The sequence below is a fragment of the Veillonella caviae genome (genome assembly GCF_003992125.1).
In the GTDB taxonomy this organism is placed as follows: domain Bacteria; phylum Bacillota; class Negativicutes; order Veillonellales; family Veillonellaceae; genus Veillonella; species Veillonella caviae.
The window spans coordinates 1-1,228 of the sequence record NZ_RQUY01000044.1 but is presented as its reverse complement, the minus strand read 5'-3'; the positions used below and the strand labels follow the sequence as shown (position 1 = coordinate 1,228).

The window sequence follows — 1,228 nt, the reverse complement described above, 5'->3', positions numbered from 1 at the left end:
ACGATACTGAAATGGACTGTACTCACTTTCAATACCTGCCAATGCCTCAATGTCCTTGAGTGCAAATCTTATACCGGGGACATCCGGTAAAGGTTTCAATTTACCTTCTTTTTTCAGATTATCTATAGACTGTACGCTGCAATTTAATAACTTCGCTGCGTCGAATCTATCGACCACTAGGGACGTTATGTTTTTCATGGTTTCCCCCTTAATGAAAACAGTAATAGCCTGTTTCTTTTTTTATGAAATCGGCTATATCTTTAGGAATATTTCCATGCTCTATGTCATTTCTGGAAATATTATCAAAGCTATAGCCAGTCTCTGTCCCATTGAAGTTAACGTATACATCGTAGCGCTCGCCAAAGGCACCACAAGATGTATCGTCGATACATACAGAAATACGCTTTCCATCGAACAGGCCTTCGTATTCTGATAGCGGTTGAAAGTACCCACCGCCATCACGACATGTATCTGAATTTGCGTGTTCATTTTGTTCTTCTTGGCTTATAAGTTTTAAAAAGTTTGTCATGTTTTACTCCTTGCACTTTGCGCAATTAATCCAAGAAATACGTAACTGGTACGCCGAAGTAATCGGCGACCTTTTTAATGTTTTTCATGTTTGGGCTTGATTTGTCCCACTTTCTAATTGTGGCAAAACCTAATCCTGTAGCCCGTTCTAGTTGCCCAATATTAATGTTGTTTTTTTTGCACAACACTTTAATTTTTTTTATTAACATTAATTGCTTTTCACCTCCTGCTAGAAAATTTTCATTGACACGAAAGTAGAAATTTTTCTATTATAAAGATAGGTTATGTTAATCACTTTACTAGAAAGCTTTCTATCTCGTACTTATATAATACTAGAAAGTTTTCTATTTGTAAACCCATTTACGGAAAATTTTCTAGCGAGGTAAAAAATATGATAAAAGAACGCATTCAAGAATTAGCAGCTAAAAAAAACATAAGTTTAACCAAGCTCGAAGAATCCCTAGGTTTCGGAAATGGAACTATAACCAAATGGAACGCGTCGACACCTAAAGTAGATAAATTAAATAAGGTAGCCCAATACTTCAATGTAAGTACAGACTACCTAATAGGAAATTCTGATTATAAAAATTGGCGTGAAGAATATGAATCTAAAGTTAGTGAAAGTAAATTAGAAGCTGTCATGAAATCAACGAGTAAATATGATAGCGGAATTAACTTTATAAATGTATATGGTTCTATC

Annotated in this window: 4 protein-coding genes; 1 reads left to right on the top strand and 3 read right to left on the bottom strand. The window is 34.9% G+C overall.

Annotated elements, in window-relative coordinates; all coding sequences use genetic code 11:
* The 3 genes from EO120_RS09275 to EO120_RS09400 all read right to left on the bottom strand — a co-directional run.
* A partial coding sequence (locus EO120_RS09275; protein WP_206512489.1) for a MerR family transcriptional regulator occupies positions 1 to 198 on the bottom strand: 198 nt, incomplete at its 3' end.
* A gap of 10 nt (positions 199 to 208) precedes the next feature.
* Entirely contained in the window at positions 209 to 529 is a 321-nt protein-coding gene (locus EO120_RS09065) for a hypothetical protein (RefSeq protein ID WP_127135146.1), read from the bottom strand.
* Between the two features lie 25 nt (positions 530 to 554).
* Positions 555 to 737 (bottom strand): helix-turn-helix domain-containing protein, encoded by a 183-nt coding sequence (locus tag EO120_RS09400; RefSeq protein ID WP_127135145.1) that lies wholly within the window; start codon positions 735 to 737, stop codon positions 555 to 557.
* A 182-nt stretch (positions 738 to 919) separates the two neighbouring features.
* On the opposite strand from EO120_RS09400, the gene EO120_RS09055 reads away from it, so the two are divergent.
* Positions 920 to 1,228, top strand: a 309-nt coding sequence (locus tag EO120_RS09055; protein ID WP_164725744.1) for a helix-turn-helix domain-containing protein, incomplete at its 3' end; no start/stop codon positions are given.

Excerpts from the sequence above, each read along its gene's own strand:
- EO120_RS09065 (WP_127135146.1), bottom strand. The coding sequence starts at position 529 with ATGACAAACTTTTTAAAACTTATAAGCCAAGAAGAACAAAATGAACAC.
- EO120_RS09400 (WP_127135145.1), bottom strand. The coding sequence starts at position 737 with ATGTTAATAAAAAAAATTAAAGTGTTGTGCAAAAAAAACAACATTAAT.